This window comes from Algoriphagus zhangzhouensis (assembly GCF_900148515.1).
Taxonomy (GTDB): Bacteria; Bacteroidota; Bacteroidia; order Cytophagales; family Cyclobacteriaceae; genus Algoriphagus; species Algoriphagus zhangzhouensis.
On record NZ_FRXN01000001.1, the window covers coordinates 1,331,530 to 1,352,921 of the forward strand.

Genomic DNA, 21,392 nt, shown 5'->3' on the forward strand with positions numbered 1-21,392 from the left:
TACGAAGTCGGCTTTCCATCTATTAACAACAATATTATTTTCTTACCAAGGCACGGTAGTTCCCTGATACAACCAAGATTTAGACCATTGGCTATCTTTTCCAAAACCTCCTGAATAGTCTGTCAACTCTAATCTATCCAAAGCTCCGGTAATACTTTCTGAGTTATTGTTATACTCATCACTACCATATTGGAATCTTAAGGCTACCACTGGCTGAGGAGACAAAGGTCCTGCTTGAAGTGCTGGATATCCAGTTCTTTTGAAATCAGCGAATGATTCAGCTGCCGCAGTCCAGCTAGCTACCCACTTTTGGGTGATTACTTGCTCTACAGTATTATCGAATGCTACACCTTCTTGAGCTATGAACTCATCATATCCATCTTGGTCTTCCCAAGCTTCCAAAGAACTCATGATACCTGCATAATAATGCGTTTCTGCAGAACCTACACTCCATCCTTTCAAAGCTGCTTCTGCAAAAATGAAACTTACCTCAGCTGCAGAAATCAATCTTGATTTCAAAATACCTCCACCTTCATTCATATAAGTATCAGCCAATTGAGAAACATGTTGATTTTGAGTTCCCTGACCTGGAGATGGGTTTCCATTATAAGAACTAGGAACTGCTAATCCTGGAGGAAGTCCTACATACATATCATCATTGTATTCCACTTCTTCAGGATTGTATCTTCTAGTAAAATCATATCCAGAATACAAGTCTACAAAATCATCAAAAGCATAAGTAACTACTTCCAATGGCTCACCATCCAAGCGGATAAAATCTTCTGAGGCGGAAGCCAAAGACTCGTCTGCCACCCACTGAACTCTCACTGGAGCGAAGAAAGTCGAAAGTCTAGGGTCACTTGTTCCCATCAATTGATCGATGAAGGTTTGACAAGCCTGATATCTTTGAAAATCATCCGGATTCAAAGCTACGTGTCTTGTAATCCAAATATCATTTGAACCTCCTGTATAATCCAAAACCGCATCTTGAGAAGAACTTTGGATATAATCACCAGAGGCATAAATCGCCTCCACTCCTGCTTTGGCAACATCAGGTTTTTTGCTTGAAATTCTCATATAATATCTCAACAATAGAGAATTCGCAAATCGCTTCCATTGATCAACATCCCCTCCGAAATACAGATCATTTTCTGAAATGACTGCTGCGCTACTTGCGGTCTCAAAAAGTGCAACTGCACTTTTCAAATCTGCAATAACACCGTCATATATTACTTCCTGGCTATCGAAAGCAGGATATTGATAGGCAGTATCATCACTATCACCCTGCAATGCATCGGTATATGGAGCATCACCCCAAAGGTCCGTTACATTTCCAAAAACAAAGGACTTCATAGTTAGGGAAACTCCTTGGAAGAAATCATTATCAAGTGTTACTGCTCTTTCATAAAGGAGATTATTATTTCTTAGGATACTGTACCAGCCTCCCCAGCCAGCATCTTCCCAAGAATAATTATTATGACCGGTAAACCAGCCATTTTTCTGAGTGTGCTGTACAGCTCCTGCCAAATTATTGACACCTAAATCCGTGTAAGATTGAGCTGCCGAAGCAAGAATCCCAGGTAGCAACAAGTTTGGATTAACCTCTGTTGGATCAATACCATATGGATTGATATTTAACTCATCGAGCTTATCGTCACAGGCGGTAAACCCAACCCAGCAAACCAAACCCAGAAACAAACTTTTATATAGTTTAGATGAAATTTTCATGATTCGTTGATTTGAGGTATTAAAGATTAAAGTTCAATTTGAAGCCAACTGGAGCAGTCCAAGGCATCACATTTTGTCTTTCGATTCCTTGGCGGAACTGAGAAGAAGTATTTCCTTGATTCCCACTATTCGCCCAGAATGCTCTCTCGGGATCGATACCCACTTGAGCTTTTGTCCAGATCATCAAATTTCTAGTATAAACTGAGAAAGTGATGTTTTTAAACGCTCCCATATTAGGAAGTCTATATCCCAAGGACAATTCTCTCAATTTGATAAATGTCGCATCAAAAGTCACTTGCTCGTTGAAGCTCCAAGGATAAGTATCTGTGATTGGATAGAAATTGGTTCCTTCTCCACCTAGATGCTCTTCATAAACATCATCCGAATAATCGTCTGGCGTATCTTGACCTGCTGTCTGAATTACACCTGGAACAAATGCTCCATCATTTCCATTCTCATCGATATAGTATCCACCTGTAGCGGCTGTATGTCCACCTACTCTAGGGAAATTACCTGCAGTTGGTATGATGTATTTATCTGGATTTGCCTTCATCATTGCTATCAACTCATCAGTGGTATAAAGAGAACCCGGAATCAACATATCCAATTGTCTCTGAGATTTCCAGTCAGATTCACCATATCTATAAGTAAAGGACATGAACTCACCACCTTGTCTCCAGTCTATGCTAGCACTGATTACAAATCTTTTAATATTCAAAGTAGTCTGGAAGCCCAACATAAAGTCAGGATTGAAATTCCCTACTTTTCTTAAATCTTCAGCATCAGAAAGTCTTTGCCATTCTCCAGCATTGGACAATACTGGCCATTTGTAATATGGAGAAGAAGGATCTTCCACTTGAACAAAACCTCTACTGTACATATCACCGATTTGCTCACCAACGAAAGTGATTGCACCACCACCGTTTTCAGACCAAAGAGTAATTCTATCCAAACCCTCAGTTAGTTCCTTGACAGTAGTTCTGTTTCTACTCCAATTGAAGTTTACATCCCAAGTCAAATCTTGCTTTTGAAGGACTGTTCCTCCCAATGCTAATTCTAAACCTTTACTTTGAATCAAACCTGCATTGATCAGTCTTCCTGTATATCCAGAGGAAGCTGGAAGATTGACTGAGAATATCTGGTTTCTATTGTCAATCACATAGTAGGTTCCTGAGAACCTCACTCGATTGTTGAACATATGTAAATCAATACCCCCTTCGTATGAAGTAGCTTGCTCTGGTTTCAAATCTGGATTCAACAATCCTGATTGCATGCTTGCAGTATTGATATTGTTATAGGTACCTGTACTCAAATTTGGCACTAGGTTGTAAGGTCCTGTATCATTACCTACCTGAGCCCATCCAAATCGGAACTTGAACAGATCAATCTCATCAGACATTCCTAGGGTATAATTTGCCAACCAGCTCAATGAAGCCGAGGGATAGAAGTATGATCTATTCTCTCTAGGCAATGTAGATGACCAGTCATTTCTTGCAGTCAAATCCAAATACAATTGATCTGCATATCCAAATGAGGCCAATCCATAAATAGAGTAAATTGCTCTATCATAGTAAGAATTAGAAACCGATCGGTTGTCAGCAGGAATATTCTGGACATTGAAAATCCCTGGAATAACCAATCCATTATTTCTATTACTTCCTACTCCAACATTGGTAGAAAACCCATGTCTGTTCATGATATTACCACCGACAGAAGCATTGACATCCAATTTTCCAAAATCTTTGTTCCAAGATGCCAATACATCAGCGTTGGATTCTTGAGTTGTGATATCTGAAACATAATATCCACCACGAGCCATTCTACTATAGCTGAAAGGAATCTTGGTTTCCAGAGTTTCATCAGAGCGATCCAAAGAATATCTAGCTCTGATATTGAATGATTCAGAAAACTGATAATCCAAAGAAGCATTTCCATAAATCCTATCTCTGACAAAGCCATTTCTGATTCCCAAAGCAATAAAATATGGGTTATCCCCTTGCTCTGTTCTGACTTGCTGGATTCCTTCTTGTCCTTCTACCCAGTAATCCTTCATTTGCTCGTAATCGATATAAGGAGAACCATATACTGCTTCCAAAGGATTGGCTCGTCTATCTCCAGTACTTGGTCTATTGTTAGACTTACTATTCACATAATTGATATTTGAATTGAAAGTCAACTTATCTGTGATTTTATAGGAAAGAGATGTACCAAAACTATTTCTGTACAAATCAGAACCTGGAATAATCCCTCTATTCAACATATTGGAATAAGAAGCTCTAAAAGAACCTCTATCATTTCCTCCGTCCACAGAAACGTTATTTGAAGAAGTAACACCTGTTTGCATGAAATCTCTCATCGCGTTTGGATAAGCAATCAATTCAGTTGCAATAGGATTTCCATCGGCATCTAATGGGCTATTCCATTGGATTGCGGTGTTGCCAGCATTCAAAGCAGGTCCACCCCAATACGCTGATCCTTCATTAAATACACCTTCCCTGTTACCATTGGCATATTTATAATGAAAGTCAAGAAGTTTGGTTGGCTGCTCGAAAACATTGCTTGTAGAGAAAGAAACTCCCAATGCTTTGTTATTACTTCCTGATTTGGTAGTGATAATTACCACTCCATTTCCCGCTCTAGTACCATACAAAGCAGCGGCGCTTGGGCCTTTCAATACGGAAATACTTTCAATATCATCCGGGCTGATATCAGAAATGGCATTACCATAATCGACTTGGTTACCATCACCATTTTGTCTTACGTTGTTAAGTGAGTTAGACATTGGAATTCCATCTACTACGAATAGTGGCTGGTTGTCAGTAGTCAAAGAAGTAGCACCACGAATGACCATACTGATGGAAGAACCAGGTCCTGAAGTTTGGTTGATCTGAACACCTGGCATTCTACCTGCCAATGAACCCAACACGTTTTCTTGTGATACCTGAGTCAATTCTTCACCTTGAACACTGGAAACATCATATCCCAATGATCTTTGGTCTCTTTTAATACCGAAAGCCGTTACCACTACTTCAGACATATCCGTCGCAGTTTCAGACATGGTCACATCGATAGAGGACTGATTTCCTACTGTAATTTCCTGCGGATCAAATCCTACATAAGAAAAAACAAGGACTGAAGTCGGCCCAGACACATTGATAGAGAAAGTTCCATCAATTTCAGTCACTGTACCATTGGTAGTACCTTTTTCAAGTACCGTAACCCCAGGGAGAGGAAGTCCATCCACGCTGGAGACAATTTTACCACGTATCTGCTGGGCCTGCATGGCTTCTTCCATCAGATTTGGGGTAGGCGAAATCATGGCTGATGCCTCAAAGAGAGGTATCATGGCCATTCCAAAAATCATGGGTACTCCCCACAAAATCTTGGTCTTTCTGTTTTTGGAAAAATGTTTCATAAGCAAACAATTGTTAATCGAGTTTTCAGATTTACTCTTTTGGTTTTTGGTTGGAAGATTCGTTTTTTACTTGCTTTTCTACTGAATCAAAAAATTCAAGAAAAGCATGGTCCAACTCAGATGATCCTTTTCCTTTTTTCACTTCTTGTAAAAAAAGATCAAATTCATCTCTGGATATTTCTCCCTTGGACAACTTTCCAAGCAATTCCTTGATAGTTGGATTTTTCATAGGCTGCACCTTCAAATTCAATACCCTATACATTTAAAAATGGACTACCTAATTACTGATTACCAGATTGTTATTTTGAATTACAAAAAACCAAATCAGGCTTAACAATTAGGAAATATTAGTTTTTTAGCATTTTACTAAGAGCCTCTAAATCACCGAACTCTGAATTCTACGGGCTCTTTTATTTAAAAATCATTTCAAAACCTCACTTGTCCTCCTGGAATCGGACCATGAGAAAAAGCCGCAATGGCCGACACAATCATAATCACTAAGAAGGCTATCACTCCAACCTTCGAAGGTGAATAAATAGGCAGTAGACTATCTTCAGGTTTATTTTTTAACCTAGACATCAAATAAATAATAACTATGAAATTCAAGAGGTAGAGATATTGCTCTATTCTACCAATGCTAATAAATGCACCCGTTATTAAAATAGAGTAAGACATATATGCTAGAAACAAAGTCAAACCTATCTGCTTCAAAAAAGGACCGTCTCCGATCAGGCCTTTATTCAATTTTTTATAGCTTTCAAAAGAGATGAATTGCATCAGAACCCAAATAATAAAAGCCATGATCAGGGTGAAACTCGCCCAAAAAGACGGATTGGAAAGTTCAAAATTCTCGAAAGTTGGCAGAAGATCTCTTTCCACAAATGACTGATGAAAGACTATCAAAGGAATGATCCCAACTAATCCGATCAAGGACCATTTTATCCGTGGATTGACTTGGTTTTGTTCGGAAGCTTCTGTTATTGCTGAATTTTTAAATCCTGTCAAAGCCCCATAGGCCATACCCAAGCCGCCAAAGAAGCCTAGGCTATATTCCATGACATTCCAGAAGTTGAAGTGGATCTTGGACAGAAAGCCCATCACTTGAAGGAAATCTCCAAAAGCAAATCCAAATCCTCCACCAATAGCCGAAAACAAAGCAGTTCTTAAGGCCCCGGTATGATGGTTTCGTACCATATAATAAAGCATCGCTATACCTGCTCCTGCACATACTCCCCAAGCCTCTGATCTTGGAGGCGTCATCAGGATTCCCAATTGCTCTACTATGAAAAAATAAAAGATCAAGGCTCCCGCAGTCATTTCCACAACTAGTTGAGGCCAGGCTATTTTCTTTCCAGAACTTCCTTCTTCAAGGCCTAAGCCGAACAAGCCTCCTCCCAGCAATCCATACAAACCACCAATCACTCCCAACATCAAAAGGCCATAGGTTGCATTAAGCCAATCCTCAGATCGACCATAGCCTACGACTACTCCATAGCTCATCATTCCTCCCATTCCCCAACCGATAGCTCCCATCAAAGAAGCCTTCACCCCGACTTTCATCCATTTGGTATTTCCTATACTGAATACCAATAATAAACAGGCTACCCCTCCAGCCCAAGCTGCTCCTTGTTCATGTCCGAATTGACCTCGAATGGCCCAGGTAGTACCTAAGGTTAGGGCCGTCAGTAAGATGATGATTTTGTTTTTGCTCATTTCCTACTATACCCTAAGGGAAATAAATAGGACTATTTGGGGAACTAAAACTTAAATAAAGCCTTAACCAATTAAAGAGCTATTGCCGAATTTCTTCCGGTACTCACCAGGTGCATAGCCTGTCATTTGTTTGAATTGTCTGGCTAGATTTTTACTATCCTGAAAACCAAGGTCCACGGCTATTTCAAAAACACTCTGATCCGTATCCAAAAGTTTCTGAGCGAGTTTTTCCATTCTCACCTTTGTAATGTATTTGTAAACCGGTTGTCCTGTGATTTGCAAAAATCTCTTTTCCAAGGCTCTTCTGGAAAGCGGAACTTCCTTTACAACCTGATCCACCACCAGATTTCTATCAATATTTTTATGAATATAAGTTAATGCTTCAGCCACATATGCATCTGCAGATGCAAACATATCTGTTGATGATCTCGTGATCACTTTGACAGGACCGACAACAATATCCCTATTATCCTTTTTCCCAGTCCGAATCATCTCATCCAATACCTGAGCCGATTCATATCCTGCTCGCTCGATATCCAAATCAATGCTTGATAATCTAGGGTCAGATAGTTCACAAAGGGTCACATCATTATCTACACCCAAAATTGCCACATCCTGAGGTACTCTGATTTTATTGTGAATGCAAGCTTCTACAATATGGACTCCTTGATTATCATCGCAGGCCATCAAAGCTACTGGCTTTGGCAGGTTTCGAAGCCACTTACTTAGGGATTTACTTTTATAATACCAGATATCGGTTGATCTGGACTTCTTGTGTTCAAAATAATTTACTTCATATCCGGCCTTGCGAATAGTATCCTCAAATCCTTCGGCCCTTTCTCTTGACCATACGATATTATTGAAGCCATAAAAAGCAAAATTATAGTATCCCTTATTTAAAAAATATTCGGCACCAAGTACACCTGTTTCCCAATAGGATCCTGTGATATTAGGGATTTTGGAAAATCGTTCCTTGAAATCCTGTGCAATTACCGGCAACTCTCCTTCAAAGAACTCCTCCTCCATCTCGTTGTATAGTTGCCCGATGATTCCGTCAGCCTTCCACTCTTTAGCCCATTTCAGAATGCCCTTCACTCCCATCATTTCACGATAATACAAAGGCATCCGGCAAAAGGTCCATTGTCCATTTTTACTGGAATAGGCACTGATTCCTTTCAAAAGGGACTTGCTATACTCTTCCGCAAAATCTAACAGTAGTATTACCCGATGCATCTGATTAGCTAAATAATTCTTTGAATGATTTAACTCTTGAATTACTTACCAGAGGCTTTGCCCAAATCCCTATAAATAGGATGTATCCAAGAGGGATAAATAAGAAAAACATGGCTGATTGCAAACCAACTAAATCAGCCAAAGTCCCGATAATCAAGGGAACTATTGCCCCACCAACGATTCCCGAGCAAAGTAATCCTGCAAAGGTACCATGTGCAAAATCTACAGAATTCAGTGCCAAAGAGATCAAAATAGACCACATCACTGAAAGACAAAATCCTGAAAATGCAAAAGCGATCAAAACCAGATTCCCTTGTCCCAATAAGCCTGTCAACAATGAAATAATCCCACCAATTGTAAATATGACAAGTACCAATTTGCTATCCATGAATTTCAACAAAACCAGACCAAGCAAACAGCCCAAAGTCAAAAGCCCCCAGAAATAGGAAATGACTTGTGCTCCTCCCGTACTTGGGTCTACTCCATGATAATCTTGCAAAAATTGGCTTACCCAATTGGCTATCCCCTGCTCAGTTCCCACATAAGAAAATATGCCCAAGAAATACAACCAGACCATTCTTTTGCTCAAAAGGCTCTTCAACGTCTTGCCCAATTCTACTTTCTCATCTTCTTTCAATTCCACCTTAGGGAAATTAGTCAAGCCAATCAATATCAACATCAGTCCCGCAAATAAGGCGAATACAAAATAAACAGACACCCATTTCATATCCTGAGGAACCCATTGCTCCAGCATCTGAATCCAAGAAGGAGCTCCCGCAGTAAAAAGAGACCGATCCATATAGCTATAAAGCATCGGGCTTAGGAAAGAAGCTGCCCCAAATGCCAATTGCCCCAAAACTGAATTAAATGCGAAATGCTCCTCACCTCCAGTCACCCTTAAAAGTGGGTTGATCACTACTTGGAGCATTGCCATTCCCATACCTATGATAAATAGTGAACTCAATGCAGAACCAAACTGGGGATTAAAGGCAAAAAGCAATGCGCCAATAGCAGCTAGACTAAATGCCAATAATAAAACTGGCTTTTCTCTCCAACGCTCTACCAATAAGCCGGATGGCAGAGACATCACTCCATAGGCGACAAAAAATGCAAAGGGTAAAAAGCCCGCCAAACCATAACTTAGAGAGAAACTCTCAATAATCCCCGGAATGATTGGACCAAGGATATTGGACATCAGGGAAATGACAAAAAAGATCAAGAAAATCAGTAAAAGGATTTTGGTTTGCTTCTTCCTGTCAAAATCCAAATTAGGTCCGGGCATATTATTTTTTAAAATTATATTCTCAATTCTATAAAAAAGACTACTAAAAACTAAATTATTAACAGATTCTTCATGAAATAGAAATAAAAACAATCTGTTAGTCCATTTCCAAAATAGGAAGGTAACATCAGTAAATCAAACCAGTGGTAACATCCCACCTTAAATCATATGCATTCTTTCAAAAAGCCACTTTTTATCCTGCTTTTTTGCTCCTATTTCTACAGTAATTCTTTCTCCCAAAGTCTTACATATGCAGAAAAATTAGGTTACCCAAAAGGCAAAAAGGTCGTCATTTTCCATGTGGATGATGCCGGGATGTCTTTTGAGTCCAATGAAGGAACTTTTCATGCGATGCATGATGGGGTGGCTAGTTCTTGCAGTGTCATGATGCCTTGCCCTTGGGCTGGCACATTTTTGAGATTGAGCAAAGACACACCAGGGATGGATATCGGTTTGCACTTGACTTTAACATCAGAGTGGAAAACCTATAGATGGGAGCCATTGGCTGGAAGAACTGTCGTACCGGGACTGTTGGACCCTGAGGGCTCAATGTGGCCTAGTGTGGAAGAAGTAGTCGCTCATGCTAGTCCAGAAGAGGTGTATTTGGAAATCAAGGCTCAGGTAGATCGTGCATTGCAGAATGGAATTCAACCCACACATCTGGATTCTCATATGGGGACTCTTTTTGCGACTCCTGAATTTCTGCAGTCTTATTTAAAAGTAGGAGTTGAATACGGCATTCCTATCATGTTCCCCGGTGGCAACAACAAATTGATTACTGAAGCATTTCAAGAAGATATCATCAAACAACTCAAAAAAGAGGGTAAATACTCGGAAGGAATGAAACTACCAGAACCGGATATTCTACAAGAAGCCGGTCCAATGGGTGAAAAAATCTGGAGCTTGGGATTACCTGTTTTGGATGATTTACATAAAAACAGTGGTGATTGGAGACCTGAAAAAGGCTCTTTTACACAAGAAGAATTAACTCAGCATAAAATCAAGAAGTTCATGGAAACCTTGGACAAAATGGAGCCTGGACTGGCAATGATCATCGTGCATTGCAGTGAAAACACAGAGAACTTCCAACGGTTTTCCGGATCAGGCAGGTCTAGACAAGCTGATTTGGAAGCCATGGTATCTCCTAAACTGAAAGCCTATATCGAAAAAGAAGGAATCATTTTGACCACCTGGAGAGAAGTAATGGAAAGAAGAAAAAATCTAAACTAATGAGTCTGAATACGCCTTTAAAAACCATTCTATCCTTTCTTTTGGGAATATTGATTTTCCCCTCCTTTGTAGCTGCACAAGGAAAACTCGTTCCCAGTTTGGCCAATGAATCCATTTTCCCAATCCAGGGAAAGCACACTCATGCCAGTAGCATCGTAGCCCTTCCCAATGGTGATTTGCTCACAGTCTGGTTTCATGGATCTGGAGAAAGAAAATCTGATGATGTCCTTTTAATGGGTTCTAGAAAAAAGAAAGGCCAAAACAAATGGTCTGAACCATTTTTAATGGCAGATACTCCTGGAATCCCTGATTGCAACCCGGTTCTTTTCCTCAATCAAAAGAATGAATTGTTCCTAGTTTGGATAGCAGTGATGGCCAATGAATGGGAAAACTCCATTCTTCGCCTGAAAAGAAGCAAATCATTCAATACTGATGTAGCTCCTATCTGGAACTGGCAGGACAATATTTTACTAAAGCCAGGAAAGGAATTTGCCCAGGAAGTAGAAAAGAAATTTAGTGACCTTCCTGACTCACATTTAGGTTGGTCCGCTTATGCTCCAGAATACGAAAAATTGATTTTGGAGGCATCCAAAGATTCTAAAAAGACAAGCGTCGGCTGGATGACCCGAATCAAACCTTTGATTACTTCAGATAAAATCATTCTCCCGCTCTACTCCGATGGATTCAATTTCTCCATGATGGCGATTTCTGAGAACCAAGGGGAAACCTGGAAACACAGTCTGCCTTTGGTAGGAAAAGGGCCTATTCAACCAGCTTTGATCCAAAAAGAAAATGGAGACATTGTCGCCATGCTGAGAGATTCTGGCGATGCTCCCACGATGATTCAGGAAAGTATTTCAAAAGATCAGGGACAATCCTGGTCTGCAGCCCAAAAGACAAATTTCCCAAATACGGCAAGCGTAGAACTTCTGAAATTGAAAGATGGAAAATGGTGGATGATTGGAAATGACATCCACGATGGAAGGTATCAATTGGCTTTATGGATTTCTTCGGACGAGGGGAAATCCTGGTCTCAGCCACAATACCTCGAATTGGACCCAAGCAAGCAAGGAGGGTTCTCGTATCCCGCAATTATTCAAGATAACCAAGGCCTCGTTCATCTTACATATTCCAAACACTTAAAAGAAGGTAAAACCATCCAATACCGATTATTGGATCCAAATCAAATCAACTAATGACGAAATCAAATTTTTATGGAATGACCTTACTCTTAGCAGTATGGGTTCAGTCCACAGTATTGGGCCAATCTGGCAGCGGAGGCACCTATTACGACACACCTTTTATTCAAGAATACGCGATTATTAATACCAAAGACCTATCAGGACTTTCTCAGCAAAGTCTGGCAAGCAATCGCTCCAGTTATGTTCAGGTTTTGGAAAACAATCAATTACTCCATCCTGCTGGAGCTCAATTTCAGGTTTGGGGCACATTAGCTAGCGACCAAACCTATTTGCCAATGGCTGCAAAAAAAGTTCAGGCAATCGATAGCTACCAAGGTGAAATAGTTTATTTGGATGACAAATCAGTTTTTGCCAATGCTTGGGCAGGAACTCTCTTTTTAAAACATCAACTTCCTGCAGCGCGCATATTCGAAGGAGGAAGTAATTTTGATTTTTTGATCTCTGATGGGAAGCAGCTTCAATACCTTTCTCCAGATACCGAGGAAGTGGTTAAACTATCGGCACCTCAAGAGATTTTGGCAATCCAGTATGATCCTATTCAGGAGAAATTCTGGGTATTGAGTCCTTCAAAGCTTTTCCAATTTGACCAAAGAGGAAAGAAACTAATTGAAGTAGCGAGTGGAAAAAACTTGACTTCAATAGCATTCTATTCTCCCAAAAACGAATTGATTATCGGTTCTGATTCAGGCTATTTCACTTTTGACATTGCTTCCAAAACCCAATCGCCGCTGGTCACTAAAATTCCTTGGACAGATATCAATGTCGTGGATACAAAAGACGATCAAATCTGGTTTGGAACTTCAAAAGGTGCATTTGCTTTGAATCCAGATGGAGAAATCAGCTATTACTTTTTGGAAAGATGGCTACCAGGAGAAGATGTTCTTGATATTTCATTCGGCAAAGATGAGGTATTCCTTTTGACCGATAAGGGCCTATCCACCATTGTCCAAAAGGAAATGACTCTGGCAGAAAAAGCGGAGTATTTCGATGAATACACCCAGAAATATCACCTGAGAAACGGCTTCAATTCCACGTTGAATTTATACACTCCAGGTAAAATCGAAACTGGAAGACTGGACGATTCAGACAATGATGGCCTTTGGACTTCTATGTATTTGGCTTCGCAGGGATTTAAATATGCAGTTACCAAAGACCCCGAAACTTTGGTTCAAATCAAGCAATCTTTAATGGCTATGGATCGTCTTTTCACAGTGAATCCTGTGGATGGATTTCCTTCCAGGTCTTTTGAAAGATCAGGGTATATCGAAAAACTATCTGATCCTGATAGGTGGCAACATGCTCCAGACCCTGAGTGGGATTGGAAATCTACTACCAGTAGTGATGAGGTCATAGGGCATGTTTTTGTTTATGCTGTTTTGGCTGAGTTGGTCGAAGATGATTGGGTAAAAAACAAATCAATTGAATTGATTGATACTTTGATGACTCATATCGTGGACAATGATATGTATCTGATAGATTTTGATGGAAAGCCAACTCTTTGGGGAAAATGGAATCCAGACTATGTCAATAACTTCCCAATCCAAGTAGGTGACAGAAAGCTTAATTCCTCCAACATTGTCAGCATGCTTCAGACAGCTTATCATTTTACAGGTAAGGAGAAATTTAAAGAGAAAGCTTTCGAGCTAATGGATGAATATGGTTATTTGGAAAACCTGATGCGTCCTATGGAAATCATCGGACAGGCAGGTGATGGAAGTGACTCTTATAGTCAGATGCTTTCTGAAGCTTGGAATCACTCAGATGATGAAATGTATTTTGTGGGCTATTGGGGCCTTTATAGATATGCATTCAATGAAGAATTGAAAGCCAAATTTAAAGAGTCCATCGTCGATCACTGGCAAGCAGAAAGACCAGAGAAAGATGGTTTATGGGATATCATGACTGCATTGGTTCAGCCTGAAAAGTTCGATTTGGAAGAGTCTATATGGTTTTTGCAAAAGCATCCGATAGATCTCATCAATTGGAGTGTACAAAATAGCCATAGAAAAGATCTGCAAATCCTTGAGCCTAATTTCAGAAGACAAACTACCTCTCAGGTATTACCTCCATCCGAGACTCGGGTTGCCAGACACAATGCGAATAGATTTGGCTTGGATAGCAATGGAAATGGTCGCTCTATTTATAGCCCGGGCGATATTTGGCTCCTTCCTTATTGGATGGGACGCTATTTAGAAGTGATTCAATAAAAAAACGAACAACACTTTTTTAAGGCCCAGATTCATAATCTTGAATCTGGGCCTTTTCTTTACATTACGTAATTTTTCGATAACAATTTCATAACGAACTGATTATTAATTGGTAATCTGCCCTAGATTTTCGCAAATTGAGGATTTAAATGCGTGATTTACGTACAAGGTTGGGTTTATTTTTTCAAAATTTAATGAACAAAGTAACCCAGCCCATATGACAGCACCATCTACGCATACGATTGAAAACTTCAAAAAGGGGAATCAGGAGGCTATTGAAGAAGTTTACTACTTCTACAAGCCTACTGTCGTGAGGTTCATTTTATCTTTGATCAAAGATGCTGAGGAAGCAGAGGTAATTTTTCATAATGTTTTCCTAAAGATTTTGAGAAAGAAGAAGGACCTAGACTCTGAAAAAGGTATTCGCTCTTACATTTTTACGATTTCCAAAAACGAGGTGATTGATTACTTCAACCATCTCAACTCCAATAGGAAAAAGACAGACGAGTATTATAAAAACAGGATCGAGAGTTCCGTTGATATGAAGCTGGAGGAAGAAGCTTTGATGATCCGATTGGAGGAGGCGATCGAGTCCCTAACAGACCAAAGAAAAAAGGTGGTACGGCTCTCCTATTTTGAAAATCTTTCTTATCAGGAGATCGCCGACCAAATGCTGATATCTAAAAACACTGTCAAGAATCATTTAATCAAGGCAAGATTGAGCCTGAGAAACTACTTAACATAGATAGATCATATTTTTAAGGGCTGGTTGAATGGCCAGCCAAACTATTTTTAGAATTGAATTGGGTGATATAAGTAATTGGATTTTTTAACCTTCATTTTTTCTTCTTTTTACTCCTCACAAAACAGATGACTAAGATGCCTAGGCAAATCTGTTTGGATCACATCAATCCCCAACTCCTTCAACTCCCAAATTCCTGCATCATTTCCGTTGATCGCCATGATATCGCGATTTCCTAAGGTATTGGCCCAAATTCTACATTTTGGCTCGATAGATCTGATCAATTTCACAGCTTCAGGAATATCAAAATTGGAATCATCTATATGAACAATTTTAGGACTGTACTTTCGCAACAAATGCTCTAACTCCTCCATAGATCTGGCTCGAGGCATCACATAAGCTTTTGGATTCTTGCTCAACACATAATCCATATCCGCTTCGTCACAAAAGAAAATCGTCTGGTCAAACATCTTCAACTGCTCCACAGTAGCATAGATCTCTCCGATTTTATCACACTTGATATCCAAATCGATCATCAACTCCCCTTTCAAAGCCAACAGCGCCTCATACAGGGTCGGCATCCTCGAATCGGTCAATTCTTGCGTATAGTCATTTACCAGAGAGAAAGACCTAAGCTGTGCATATGTCATTTCCTCCACTTTCCCAGTTCCAAATGTGGTTCGGTTGATCGTTCCATCATGAATTACCATCAAGGAATCGTCAATCGAATTGCGAATATCAAATTCCACGATATTGGTCCCATTGTCAATAGCATGTTTAAAAGCCAAAATTGAGTTTTCAGGAGCCTCCATATGATCTCCTCGATGGGAAGCAATCAAAACTTGTTTTCCGGCTTTTTTTCGAAAAGACTTTTTGATTCCTTTCAGATTTTTAAAGCATTCTTCAGGCTGATTTAAACGATCAAAATTCTGAAGATAAGTTGCAAACAATTGGGCTTTTTCATCATTGAGTCTTTGAGAAAAGGAGAAAAATGAAATAAAAACAAAACTGAGGGTTAAAATAATCTGAATGGTACGCTTCATAAATTCATGTTTATTAAAGAACCCAAATTAAGAAGGAAAGGGCTATCCAATCCTTTAAATTTCCATGAAGCTTTGAGCCAATTTGTTTAAGAAATAGTGAAAAAAAGAAATTCGAGAACCTATTCTAGTCTCAATTCAAACTGATCAGGTACTATAATGGAATGAAGAGAAATCTATTTCATGAAAAAATCAATCTTATTTTTCTCCCTTTGGATCCTCATCCATCTCTTTCCGGTTTTTGCCCAGAACAATCCACAACACATCATCCTTACTTGGAAAAATGCCCCCGAAACCTCACAGGCAGTCACTTGGCGATCGGAAAAACCACTTGATCATCCAATCGTTGAACTTTACAAGTCAAGTTCTAGTCCAATTGAATCCCTATCCAAAATCCCATTCCTTCTAGACTCCACCAAAGTTTCTTTAGCAGACCAAGGCACTTGGTATTATTATTCAGCAAATTTTGAATCATTGAATCCCGGGACTTCTTATACCTACAGAGTCGGTGATTTGGATTCAGAAATGAGTCCATTGATGGATTTTAAAACTCCTAAAGAAAAAGGCGGACTTCGTTTTCTTTACTTGGGAGACATCCAAAATGACATTTACAAATGGGGAACCAGGACCATCCGCGCAGCCTATCAACATTCCCCACATTCCGCATTTATGCTTTTTGCTGGTGACTGTGTCAATGATGGCCATCAGAATTCTCAATGGGAAGAGTGGTTTGATGCATTGGGTTTTATCCCAACCCATATGCCCATAGTACCGGTGACTGGCAATCATGAGTATGATGAACTTCCTGGAAGCGATGAAGAATCTCTTTCCATTTTTTGGCAAAGCCAGTTTGAATTACCTCTTAATGGCCCTAAGGGACTGGAAGAATCAGTTTATTTTTATGACATTCAATCAATAAAAATTATCGTCTTAAACAGTTTGATGGCTCTTCAATCCGAAGAAGACTTAAGCTATCAAACAGAATGGCTAGAAAAAGTCCTTCAGGAAAACCCACAAGAATGGACCATCGTCTCCTATCATCATCCTTTGTTTTCTTCCAGAGATGGAAAACATGGCCAATACCCTGAGCTCAGAGATGCATGGCAACCGGTTTTTGAGAAATATGGAGTTGACTTGGTACTTCAAGGACATGATCATATGTATGGCAGATCCAGTAAGCAATCTCAATCAATTGAAGTCCCGGATGGGCAAGCGGGTCCTGTATATATCGTTTCGGTCGCTGGCCCCAAAATGTACGGAATCAAGAAAGGAGATCGCTGGATGGAACGAGCAGCTGTCAATACCCAGCTTTTTCAGGAAATAAGTATTGAAAAAGACAAACTTGAATTTAGAGCATTCACTGTAGAAGGTGAGCTATATGATTCTTTCGATTTGATCAAAAACCCAAAAGGCTTTAACTTCTTCAAAGAACACATCAATTCTGCATCAACTCCAGAAAAAACTTTTCCAAATGGGACTTACTCCAATAAGTAATTCAATTTACAATCAGGTATTGGCAGCCTGTATGATAGGCCTCCTGCTTTTTTTGACTTCCATGAATCCAGTCCAAGCCCAACTTCAGGCTCGTGGATATGTCTATGAAGATCTAAATAAGAACCGGATCCAAGACCCCAATGAAAAAGGGATTCCAAATGTTTCTGTAAGCAATGGAGTAGATGTGGTACAAACCGATTCCAAAGGATTTTATGAACTTCCGATTTCTGAAGATGTAATGATTTTTGTCATTAAGCCCAGTCATTTCCAAGTTCCGGTAAATGACCTGAATCAGCCTCAATTCCATTACATTCATAAACCTAAAGGATCTCCGCAATTACTACACCCAGGAGTCTCCCCCACTGGAGCACTACCTGATTGGGTCAATTTTGGACTTTTCCCAAACCCAGAGCCCAATAATTTCACAGCATTACTCTTTGGTGATCCACAGCCAGATGAATTGGAGGATGTCCATTCCTTTGAAAAAGCCATTGTTTCGGAATTGAAAGGGAATTCAGGAGCCTTATTTGGAGTGAGTTTAGGAGATTTAGGGAAACTGGATTTGTGGCCTGCTTACAATAAGGCGGTAGCCAAAGTTGGAATTCCTTGGTACAACGTCTTTGGAAATCATGACATGAATTCTGACGGAGGTCAAGATCAACTTTCAGATGAAACTTTTGAAAGAACCTATGGTCCACCTAACTATTCGTTCAATCTGGCAGAAGTCCATTTTATCATGCTGGATGATGTGATTTTCCCAGATCCAAGAGGAGAAGGGTCTTACTACGGAGGCTTAAGACCAGATATTTTAGAATTTATCAAAAACGATCTCCAGTTTGTACCCAAAGACAAGTTGGTTGTTTTGGGCTTCCATATTCCACTGGCACAATTTGAGGAACCGGATCCATTCCGCGTTGAGGATCGATTGGCTCTTTTTGACCTTCTGAAAGATTATCCACACACGCTTTCTATTTCAGGACATACTCATTCCCAAAATCATCATTTCTATACAGAAGAAGAAGGTTGGAAAGGCAAGGGATTTCATCATCATTATAACCCTGGAGCAGTTTCAGGGGATGTTTACAAAGGTCCCAGAGACAAATACGGAACTCCTGCAGCCTTCATGCGCGATGGCACGCCAAAAGGTTATGCATTTCTGAATATTGAAGGGAATACGTACTCCTATGAGTATAAATCCTCTGGTGAGTCAGAGGACTATAAAATGAGCATCCACATTCCCAAAATCGTACCTCAAGCGAAGAAATACCGAGGCGAAATTGTCGTGAATTTCTTTCAGGGAAGTCCAAGAGATAAAGTAGAATTCCGTGTAGATGATGGAGAATGGCTGGAATTGAAGTTGACTCCAAAAATGGACAAATATCTATTGGAATTGGAATACGAATGGGATAATGCCAAGCAGCTTCCTGGAGGTACCCGACTATCTACTCCACTCATCTCCAATCACATTTGGAGCAAACAAATGCCCTCCCATTACAGTCTGGGAGAGCATGTTTTAGAAGTCAGAGTGACTGATTGGCTTGGAAGAGAATACAGGGCAATTGAATCATTTGAAATGGTACCTGACCATGGGAAATATGGGTTCTAAGCTCTATTCTTGACCTATGATTTTTTCTAACTGAGTCTCGCCAAACACCATATTTGACTGATGAGATTCGGCCACTTTCATAATTTGAGCAACTACTTCTGGATGGCTTTCCGCCAAATCAAAACGTTCTGAAGGATCTGTATTTAAATTGAACAAAGTAGGTGTATCCAACTTTTCAACTTTGGCAGGATATCCGAATGGATTATTTTTAAAGAAATAGAGCTTATAATCCCCTTTTCTTACTGCAAAAAGTCTATCTCCATGGTAATAGAACATTTCATCTCTTTTGCTTTTCGATTGTCTATTCCAAGTCTCACTCAAATCAAATCCATCATAAACTCTATCGGAAGGCAAACTTACTCCAGAAAGGTTACAGAAAGTTGGCAATAGATCCAATGTACTTCCCATTTCTGAAACTACCCCTGGCTGAACATTCCCAGGTCCCCAAACAATTGTGGGAACTCGAACGCCACCCTCATAGCTAGTTCCTTTTCCTCCAAATAAACCTCCACTGCTTCCTCCCTGTTCGTTGTATACCAACCAAGGTCCATTGTCAGAAGTGAAAACAACATACGTGTTTCGATCCAATCCATTCTCTCTAAGACTTGAAAGGATTTGGCCTACACTCCAATCAATCTCCTCGATCACATCACCATAAAGTCCTCTAGCACTTGTTTGCAAAAAGTCCGGACTTGCAAAAAGTGGGACATGAGGTAAAGAATGCGCCAAATACAAAAAGAAAGGCTCATCTTGATGGCTTTCAATGAATTTGACTGCCTCCTGAGTGTATCGTTTGGTAATCGTATTTTGATCTGCAGGTCTTTCAATAATCTCAGTGTCTCGCATGAGAGGAACATTGAAATACTCAAATTTTGGGTCTGCAAAAGCAACTTTGGCTGTGACGTCATTCACTCGGTCCATGTCATTGCTATAAGGAATACCAAAATAGGAATCAAAGCCATGGGCCGTTGGTAGGTATTGTGGTAAATGGCCCAAATGCCATTTTCCTATTGCTGCAGTAGCATAGCCAGATTCTTTCAGAAGACTAGCAATGGTTTTCTCATAAGCAGGAAGCCCTCCATCCGAATCTGGAAACAACACCCTTCTTTTGTTGCTATACATCCCTGTTCGTACCGGAAGTCTACCAGTCATAATCGCAGATCTGCTAGGAGTACAGACATTGGCAGCGACATAGAAACTGGTCCATTTTTGACCTTCAAATGCCATCTGGTCCAGGTTTGGAGTTTTGATAGTAGAATGTCCAAAAACACCCACATCACCATAGCCCTGATCATCGGTGAAAATGATTATAAAATTGGGTTTAGAGGATTGGGAAAATACTTGAACCCCGGTAATCAAAAGTAGAGAAAGGCCCAAAAGCCAAGATTTTGCAGAGATTTTCATGGGAATCAAGATACTTTTTTAAGCTCAAAAGACAATCCTGATGATTGAGCTTTTTTGAAATTAAGAATAGTCTCTTTTGGATTTTCTATAGGAATACCTTTTCTAAGTTCTTGAGAAAATGAGGATTGTCGGATTTCACCTTTTTCTTGTCTATTCACCCCCTGCTGAACGCTCTTGGTTTGTTTAAATTTGGATATTAAAATAACCTACCGAATAAACATGAACCCCATCTACCCTTGCATTTGGACAAATAATCAGGCTCGAGAAGCAGCCGAGTTTTATACTCAGGTTTTTTCTGATTCCAAGATTTTGGAAAGCAATGATATGACGAGCATTTGGACATCTTATGGACAAACATTCATGTGTTTGAATGGTGGGCCCATGTTTCAACCTAATCCGAGTATTTCATTTTACACGCTCCTTCCCAATGAACAGGAAATCAAGAAAGTTTGGGAAAAGCTAAAAGAAGATGGTGAAATCATGATGGATTTGGGTGCATATCCCTGGTCCAATCTTTACGGATGGGTGAAAGATCGATTTGGAGTGAGCTGGCAATTGGATAATTTTTGCCCTGATGCCATTGAAGATCGCTTTGCTCCTGCATTCATGTTGACAGGGAACAATTTCGGAAATGCTGAAGATGCAATTCAATATTATACCTCAATATTTCCTGATTCTAGCATAAAATTCATCTCCAGATATGGCGAAGATGCTGGTAGCCAAAGCGGCAAAATCAACCATGCCCAATTCTATTTAAATGGACAGCTTTTTGTCATTATGGAGAGCAATATGGATCATGCATTCACTTTTTCTGAAGGTATCTCTATGGTCATTCCCTGCCAAAATCAAGAGGAAATAGACCATTTTTGGAATTCCATGACTGAAGAGGGCGAAGAAAGCCAATGCGGTTGGTTGAAAGATAAATATGGTGTTTCATGGCAGGTAATTCCCCAGAATCTAGGAAAATTAATCCAAGAAAAAGGTCAGCCTGTGATCGATGCTTTTTTAAAAATGAAAAAGTTTGACATGAAGGCTTTGGAGGACTTGTAAAAAAAAAGGTCCCAGGCAAAACCTGGAACCTTTCAAATCCAAAAAC

General features: G+C 39.9%; 15 protein-coding genes. 7 read left to right on the plus strand and 8 right to left on the minus strand.

Translation table 11 applies throughout. From position 1 onward, the window contains the following. Positions 1-42: 42 nt before the first annotated feature. From BUF13_RS05655 to BUF13_RS05680, 6 genes are all read right to left on the minus strand, one after another. Complete coding sequence (locus BUF13_RS05655; protein WP_073570736.1) at positions 43-1,728, minus strand: SusD/RagB family nutrient-binding outer membrane lipoprotein; 1,686 nt, start codon at positions 1,726-1,728, stop codon at positions 43-45. 19 nt (positions 1,729-1,747) lie between these two features. Further along, on the minus strand, positions 1,748-5,143 hold the full coding sequence (locus BUF13_RS05660; RefSeq protein WP_083586379.1) for a SusC/RagA family TonB-linked outer membrane protein: 3,396 nt from the start codon (positions 5,141-5,143) through the stop codon (positions 1,748-1,750). A gap of 31 nt (positions 5,144-5,174) precedes the next feature. Continuing rightward, the gene (locus BUF13_RS05665) at positions 5,175-5,372 is read right to left on the minus strand and encodes a hypothetical protein (protein WP_134204340.1); all 198 of its coding nucleotides are present in this window, start codon (positions 5,370-5,372) and stop codon (positions 5,175-5,177) included. Positions 5,373-5,569: 197 nt separating this feature from the next. Continuing rightward, positions 5,570-6,856 (minus strand): hypothetical protein, encoded by a 1,287-nt coding sequence (locus BUF13_RS05670; protein WP_073570738.1) that lies wholly within the window; start codon positions 6,854-6,856, stop codon positions 5,570-5,572. Positions 6,857-6,919: 63 nt separating this feature from the next. Continuing rightward, positions 6,920-8,089, minus strand: coding sequence for an AraC family transcriptional regulator (locus tag BUF13_RS05675; protein ID WP_073570739.1), 1,170 nt, complete (start codon positions 8,087-8,089; stop codon positions 6,920-6,922). Between the two features lie 4 nt (positions 8,090-8,093). Continuing rightward, entirely contained in the window at positions 8,094-9,371 is a 1,278-nt protein-coding gene (locus tag BUF13_RS05680) for an MFS transporter (RefSeq protein ID WP_073570740.1), read from the minus strand. Positions 9,372-9,539: 168 nt separating this feature from the next. Here BUF13_RS05680 and BUF13_RS05685 point away from each other — a divergent pair, with 168 nt between their 5' ends. The 4 genes from BUF13_RS05685 (at position 9,540) to BUF13_RS05700 (ending at position 14,755) form a co-directional block, all read left to right on the plus strand. Continuing rightward, positions 9,540-10,601, plus strand: coding sequence for a polysaccharide deacetylase family protein (locus BUF13_RS05685; RefSeq protein WP_073570741.1), 1,062 nt, complete (start codon positions 9,540-9,542; stop codon positions 10,599-10,601). After that, entirely contained in the window at positions 10,601-11,797 is a 1,197-nt protein-coding gene (locus tag BUF13_RS05690) for a sialidase family protein (RefSeq protein ID WP_073570742.1), read from the plus strand. The genes BUF13_RS05685 and BUF13_RS05690 overlap by 1 nt, the downstream gene beginning before the upstream one ends. Positions 11,798-11,820: 23 nt before the next feature. Further along, positions 11,821-14,010: a ligand-binding sensor domain-containing protein gene (locus BUF13_RS05695; protein ID WP_243839702.1), complete on the plus strand. Its 2,190-nt coding sequence runs from the start codon at positions 11,821-11,823 to the stop codon at positions 14,008-14,010. 217 nt (positions 14,011-14,227) lie between these two features. Continuing rightward, on the plus strand, positions 14,228-14,755 hold the full coding sequence (locus BUF13_RS05700) for an RNA polymerase sigma factor (protein ID WP_073570744.1): 528 nt from the start codon (positions 14,228-14,230) through the stop codon (positions 14,753-14,755). Between the two features lie 107 nt (positions 14,756-14,862). On the opposite strand, the gene BUF13_RS05705 is transcribed toward BUF13_RS05700, so the two are convergent. Beyond that, positions 14,863-15,795, minus strand: coding sequence for a glycerophosphodiester phosphodiesterase family protein (locus BUF13_RS05705; protein ID WP_073570745.1), 933 nt, complete (start codon positions 15,793-15,795; stop codon positions 14,863-14,865). 180 nt (positions 15,796-15,975) lie between these two features. Here BUF13_RS05705 and BUF13_RS05710 point away from each other — a divergent pair, with 180 nt between their 5' ends. Both BUF13_RS05710 and BUF13_RS05715 read left to right on the plus strand, forming a co-directional pair. Beyond that, the gene (locus BUF13_RS05710) at positions 15,976-17,286 is read left to right on the plus strand and encodes a purple acid phosphatase family protein (RefSeq protein ID WP_073570746.1); all 1,311 of its coding nucleotides are present in this window, start codon (positions 15,976-15,978) and stop codon (positions 17,284-17,286) included. Then, a complete protein-coding gene (locus BUF13_RS05715) occupies positions 17,264-18,892 on the plus strand; it encodes a calcineurin-like phosphoesterase C-terminal domain-containing protein (RefSeq protein WP_243839703.1) in 1,629 nt (542 codons plus the stop codon). Before BUF13_RS05710 ends, BUF13_RS05715 begins: the two co-directional genes overlap by 23 nt. Positions 18,893-18,895: 3 nt before the next feature. Here the strand turns inward: BUF13_RS05715 and BUF13_RS05720 are convergent, their stop codons facing one another. Then, positions 18,896-20,296 carry a sulfatase family protein gene (locus BUF13_RS05720; protein WP_073570747.1) on the minus strand — a complete coding sequence of 467 codons (1,401 nt, stop codon included), beginning with the start codon at positions 20,294-20,296 and terminating at the stop codon, positions 18,896-18,898. Positions 20,297-20,515: 219 nt separating this feature from the next. Between BUF13_RS05720 and BUF13_RS05725 the strand changes: the two genes are divergently transcribed. Further along, a complete protein-coding gene (locus tag BUF13_RS05725; RefSeq protein ID WP_073570748.1) occupies positions 20,516-21,346 on the plus strand; it encodes a VOC family protein in 831 nt (276 codons plus the stop codon). The last annotated feature ends 46 nt before the right edge of the window (positions 21,347-21,392 follow it).

Bases quoted from the DNA above. Each gene is read 5' to 3' on its own strand.
- BUF13_RS05695 (WP_243839702.1), top strand. From the start codon at position 11,821: ATGACCTTACTCTTAGCAGTATGGGTTCAGTCCACAGTATTGGGCCAA.
- BUF13_RS05720 (WP_073570747.1), bottom strand. From the start codon at position 20,296: ATGAAAATCTCTGCAAAATCTTGGCTTTTGGGCCTTTCTCTACTTTTG.
- BUF13_RS05715 (WP_243839703.1), top strand. From the start codon at position 17,264: ATGGGACTTACTCCAATAAGTAATTCAATTTACAATCAGGTATTGGCA.
- BUF13_RS05685 (WP_073570741.1), top strand. From the start codon at position 9,540: ATGCATTCTTTCAAAAAGCCACTTTTTATCCTGCTTTTTTGCTCCTAT.
- BUF13_RS05725 (WP_073570748.1), top strand. From the start codon at position 20,516: ATGAACCCCATCTACCCTTGCATTTGGACAAATAATCAGGCTCGAGAA.
- BUF13_RS05665 (WP_134204340.1), bottom strand. From the start codon at position 5,372: ATGAAAAATCCAACTATCAAGGAATTGCTTGGAAAGTTGTCCAAGGGA.
- BUF13_RS05700 (WP_073570744.1), top strand. From the start codon at position 14,228: ATGACAGCACCATCTACGCATACGATTGAAAACTTCAAAAAGGGGAAT.
- BUF13_RS05705 (WP_073570745.1), bottom strand. From the start codon at position 15,795: ATGAAGCGTACCATTCAGATTATTTTAACCCTCAGTTTTGTTTTTATT.
- BUF13_RS05670 (WP_073570738.1), bottom strand. From the start codon at position 6,856: ATGAGCAAAAACAAAATCATCATCTTACTGACGGCCCTAACCTTAGGT.
- BUF13_RS05655 (WP_073570736.1), bottom strand. From the start codon at position 1,728: ATGAAAATTTCATCTAAACTATATAAAAGTTTGTTTCTGGGTTTGGTT.
- BUF13_RS05710 (WP_073570746.1), top strand. From the start codon at position 15,976: ATGAAAAAATCAATCTTATTTTTCTCCCTTTGGATCCTCATCCATCTC.
- BUF13_RS05690 (WP_073570742.1), top strand. From the start codon at position 10,601: ATGAGTCTGAATACGCCTTTAAAAACCATTCTATCCTTTCTTTTGGGA.
- BUF13_RS05660 (WP_083586379.1), bottom strand. From the start codon at position 5,143: ATGAAACATTTTTCCAAAAACAGAAAGACCAAGATTTTGTGGGGAGTA.
- BUF13_RS05675 (WP_073570739.1), bottom strand. From the start codon at position 8,089: ATGCATCGGGTAATACTACTGTTAGATTTTGCGGAAGAGTATAGCAAG.
- BUF13_RS05680 (WP_073570740.1), bottom strand. From the start codon at position 9,371: ATGCCCGGACCTAATTTGGATTTTGACAGGAAGAAGCAAACCAAAATC.